This is a genomic window from Halanaerobium sp. (genome assembly GCF_003070835.1).
This window is the reverse complement of the sequence record NZ_QBLR01000268.1, coordinates 1-4,742: the sequence shown is the minus strand read 5'-3', so window position 1 is coordinate 4,742 and position 4,742 is coordinate 1. Positions and strand designations below refer to the sequence as shown.

Here is a 4,742-nt window from a genome sequence, read left to right as displayed (position 1 = left end):
TTCATTCCAATTTCCAGTCATTATCTAAACCTCCATCTCTGTATTTACTCTAATCTCTCCTGTTAATAGTTTCTGCATCAGACCTTTTTTAAGTCGCTCTAGTTTAGCTTTGTATTCTTCTTCTTTTTTTATCTTATCATCCACTGATGAGAGGATTGATGCTATTTTCTTTTGTTCTTTAATTGGTGGAACAGGGATATTTAAATTTTTTATTACACGCCATGAAGTTCTGGGTAAATTAGTTCCCTCCATTGTAGAGACTGCAAAATCGATAAAAAACTTTGAATGCAAAATATAAAGTAGATATTTATTAGTAGATAATTTAGTTGAATACATTGGAATAATATCAGTTGAGCATATACCATCAAATTTACTAATAGCTGCTTTATCTAGATATGGTCTGAGTTTACCATAAAGAATATCACCTGTTTCAAACATTCTACTACTACTTCTTTCTTGACCATTATTATCATAACCAGCTAAATTAATATTACCAGATTCAATATGTTCTAAACCTATATAATTATAATTTTCATCATCTTTATTCCTTTTATTTCTTTTTTTATAAACCTTATCAAATTGTAAGAGATCCCATTCTTTTGGAATCTTTATTATTTTTGTTCCCACTCTTACTTCCTTAAACTCACTATGCCCAATCCCTTTAGTAAGCAGTACCTGCATCAAACCTTTTTTCAGTTCTTTTGTTTCCTCTATTACTTCATCAGTTTTTTCTATTGACTTATCTACTGATGATAGAATTGATGCTATTTTTTGCTGTTCGGGGAGAGGGGGAATTATTAATTTTAAATTTCTTACATCTTTCATATTTACTGCTTGCTGTGTTGAACCATGGGAATATACATTTTTTATTTTATTAAATTGATTCCATAAAAAATATTGATTCAAAAATTCAACACTAATATTCTCTTTACATTTAATTCCAATAAAACCTGTAGACATTATATATTCTTTAATTTCATTTTTATTTTTCTCTATATAAGAATATACTTTTACAGTATCTTTCATTTTCGCAAACCAGACAGAATCTATAACTGGCTGCATATTAGCTCTTGAAGGTCTTTGTTTATATTCTATCAATTCTTCAATTTCTATTATTTTATTTCTTTCTATTGATGATGTCGATAAATATTTTTTTTCTCCTTTAAAATTGTTTATTCCACTTGATAAAAGTTCTAGACTCTCAATATCACTAATATAATCTATATCCCAATTAACTGGAATTTTATAATCTAATGGTCCTATATTTGCTTCTTTATATCCCTCTTTAACCATTATAACCAAGCTCCTTAAGATAGCCCATCATACCTGATTCTATCTCATTTCTTTCTTTTTCCAGCTGATCAAGCTCAGTTAAAACTTCTTCTACATCAACTGGTTCTTCCTCTTCTGTTGTATCAACATAGCGAGGTACATTTAAGTTGAAATCATTTCTCTCTATTTCTTCCATATCGGCAACTCGACAGTATTTCTCTATATCTTCAAAGTTATGATAAGCATCTAATATCTTTTCTAAATCTTTATCTCTTAAAAAGTTCTGGTTACTTCCTTCCTCATAATCTTCCTCACCATAGATGAAGATAACCTTATCTTTTCTCGCGGCAGGCTTATTCTTGTTCAGCATTAAAATACAGCCAGGTGAAGAAGTATTGTAAAATAAGTTTGAAGGCAGAGCAATCACAGCTTCAATTAAATCTTCTTTTAAAATTTTCTTTCTGATCTTACCTTCAGAACGACTTCTAAATAAAACACCATTATCTAAAACTACTCCAACCTTTCCATCACGATTGGCACTAGCTAACATATGTTGCACCCAAGCCCAGTCAGCAGAGTTTTTAGGTGGAAAGCCATAATTAAATCTATTATATTTCTGTGATTCCTTCACATCACCCTTAGCATAGCTCTGATTCCACATTGGATTGGCAATAACTCTATCAAACTGCTGCAGTTTACCTCCATCTTCTAAAAATAGGGGTTCTGTAAATGTGTCTCCTCTTTTAATTTGAGCATCATAAAGGTCATGTAAGAACATATTCATCTTAGCAATAGACCAGGTGTTTAGGTTTCTTTCCTGACCAAAAAGTGATATATTCTCCATTCCATTTTTATCTTCTTTTCTAATATGTTCAGCAGAATAAATCAGCATTCCTCCTGAACCACAGGCTGGATCATAGACACGCTGACCTTCTTTAGGATCTAGAATTCTAACTAATAACTGAACTACTTCACGAGGTGTATAAAATTCTCCACCCTTTTTACCAGCATCATCAGCAAACTGCCTAATTAAATACTCATAAGCTCTTCCTAATAAATCAGGATCTGCGAGATGATCATTATCTAATTTTAAATCTGTATAGTGCTGGATTAATTTTTCTAAAACACTGTCAGGTAATCTATCTTTATCATTGAAATCAACTGTAGTTAAAACCCCTTCTAGTGGTGGGTTTTCCTGCTCCAAAACTACAAAGGCTTTATTAATAGCTGCACCAATATCTTCATTCTGCTTTTTGATTTCTGACCAGCGAGCTCTCTCGGGCACATATACCTTTGACTTGGTATAGAAATCCTGATCATCAGCTAATTCTTCACCATATTCTTCAATGATTTCTTTCCTGTTTTCCATAAAAACATCATTCATTCTTTTTAGGAATAAAAGACCAAATATGTAGTTTTTATAATCTGCAGAATCAATGCTACCTCTTAAGATATTAGCTGATTCCCAGAGATGTGATTCTAATTCTTCTAGTGTTAGTTTTGACATTTCAAATCCTCCCAATTATTATTCTTAATTTCCACTATTATCATAAGCCTTTTCAATCAACTGTTTAGCCAATTTAATATCATCTTCACTTTCTACTCTTACTTCTAAATCACCTGTTCCAAAATGTCCAATCTCAGATACATCTCTCAGAATATCATATTCTAAATCAACTTCAGCTGGTTCAATTCTAAGATATATAAGCAGGTGTTCTTTATGAATATCTATACATAAAAAATTTCTAATAATCCTGTATGCAATATAAAATTTGCGAGGACTTTCTACTACATCATCAGCTAATTCCAGAGTGAAATCTCTTAGCTCATCAAATAATTTTTTGATTCTTTCAGAACCATTTTTTAAATGATATTCCACACTATAATCTTTATTAGTAGAACTTTTATTATTACCCTTACTCTCTTCTGCTGCTGTTAGAATATCAAGTGCAAATAAGTCATCTTCAAAAATCCTGTATTGTATAAGCTCAATGGGCCTTTTCATCTGATCTACAGCATAAGTATCATACTTATTAAATTCTTCAGCAATACATAAAACTCTTGGAGAGGACCAATCAATCTCAATTTTTTTATTAAGAGTATCTCTAACCAATAATTCAAAAGCACTCTTATGATCAACCAGCCAATCAAGATAAAACAAAGCCTGGTTAATTATATTCTGGTTTTTATTTCGCTTATATTCTAAAATCACTGGAGAGTTATTTTCATCAATACCTATGGTATCCATTCTCCCACCATGTCTTTGACCAGTAGAGTATTCAGTAGCTAAAAAAGTAATACCAAATAGTTCTTTCAAATTTTCTTCCACCAAACTTTGTAGCTCTTTTTCTAACTTGAAATCCTTCTTTTTAAGCTGCTTCATTTTTCCATCATCTTTGATTTTATAAGGAATAAAAGTCATATTTTACCTCTTCTCATAAAAAAATTATTTTAATTTTTTCTTTAACCATTCTGGTACTTCCCCATATTTCTCAAGGTATTTTTCAGCTAATGCTTTATTATTTTCTTCAATTGATTTAGAGTAATCAGGTTTATTATCAATGATATCTAATCCTATTACTTGACCATCTTCTTCCATAAGCAGACAGCTCCCTCAATGGTATTATTGTTGCTCATTGAAAAAATATATTCACTAATAAAATATCATACTGCTGCGACACCGTTATGTCAAAATCTACTAAATTAATTTCTCCAATGATTCAATTTAACCTTCATATTATTTTTATTAATATTACTCAAATACCTCTACCACTACTGACTCAGGTACCCACATATAATCTATACCCTCATCGTTAAGAGGAAACTCAAAGTAGTACCAATTACCATCTAAATCTGTCTTATACTGATCACTGCCCTCTAATCCTTCAAGCCACTGCTCTTCAGCAATAGCCAACTCATCTTCATCATTAACTGGATCTTCAGGGAAACCTTCTCTAATAATCTTTAGCTTGTATTCCCCATCGGGAAAATTGAAACCAGATTCTTTAAAGGTTTTAGCTTTATAAAATTCTCCTACCTGATAATTTAAAGACATAATATCATCTCCAAGTAATTTTTTATAAAAATATTTATTTAGAAATTAATCTAATAAGTGATTATAATAATAAAAGTTCTAATAGTTTGGCTAAAAAGTGTATGGGTTTTTCCGGGTTGAAGTGGTGGTCTAAATTTAAATTAGAGGTCTTTATTTGCTCCATTTAGAGGCTTCGATTTGTTTTATGTAATAAAATAGTGCCCTTCTGATAATAACCTTTAAATTTGATTTATGGGGCTTTGGTGAAATTTATTTGCTAAGTTTGTCAGTGGTTTAGCGAATTAATAAAAAATATTAAAATTGTATTTTGTGATGTCTCCAGGCTATTTTTTAAAAAGGTAATCAAATTTTTTAATTATATGGTGAATTTCATCAAAAGCAACTGATTCTGTTCAGCATTTAAAGTAGTAATTGT

5 protein-coding genes are annotated in these 4,742 nt (G+C 30.7%); all 5 read right to left on the bottom strand.

The window, feature by feature from the left end; genetic code table 11:
• Positions 1-24 precede the first annotated feature (24 nt).
• The 5 genes from CI949_RS17050 to CI949_RS17030 all read right to left on the bottom strand — a co-directional run bounded on the left by CI949_RS17050 (position 25) and on the right by CI949_RS17030 (position 4,327).
• Complete coding sequence (locus tag CI949_RS17050) at positions 25-1,293, bottom strand: restriction endonuclease subunit S (RefSeq protein WP_290768560.1); 1,269 nt, start codon at positions 1,291-1,293, stop codon at positions 25-27.
• Positions 1,286-2,779, bottom strand: coding sequence for a type I restriction-modification system subunit M (locus CI949_RS17045; protein WP_290768557.1), 1,494 nt, complete (start codon positions 2,777-2,779; stop codon positions 1,286-1,288). The genes CI949_RS17050 and CI949_RS17045 overlap by 8 nt, the downstream gene beginning before the upstream one ends.
• 24 nt (positions 2,780-2,803) lie before the next feature.
• Positions 2,804-3,694, bottom strand: a complete 891-nt coding sequence (locus tag CI949_RS17040; RefSeq protein WP_290768554.1) for a DUF5655 domain-containing protein — start codon at positions 3,692-3,694, stop codon at positions 2,804-2,806.
• Positions 3,695-3,718: 24 nt separating this feature from the next.
• Positions 3,719-3,871 (bottom strand): hypothetical protein, encoded by a 153-nt coding sequence (locus tag CI949_RS17035; protein ID WP_290768551.1) that lies wholly within the window; start codon positions 3,869-3,871, stop codon positions 3,719-3,721.
• 153 nt (positions 3,872-4,024) lie between these two features.
• Entirely contained in the window at positions 4,025-4,327 is a 303-nt protein-coding gene (locus CI949_RS17030) for a hypothetical protein (protein ID WP_290768549.1), read from the bottom strand.
• Positions 4,328-4,742 lie beyond the last annotated feature (415 nt).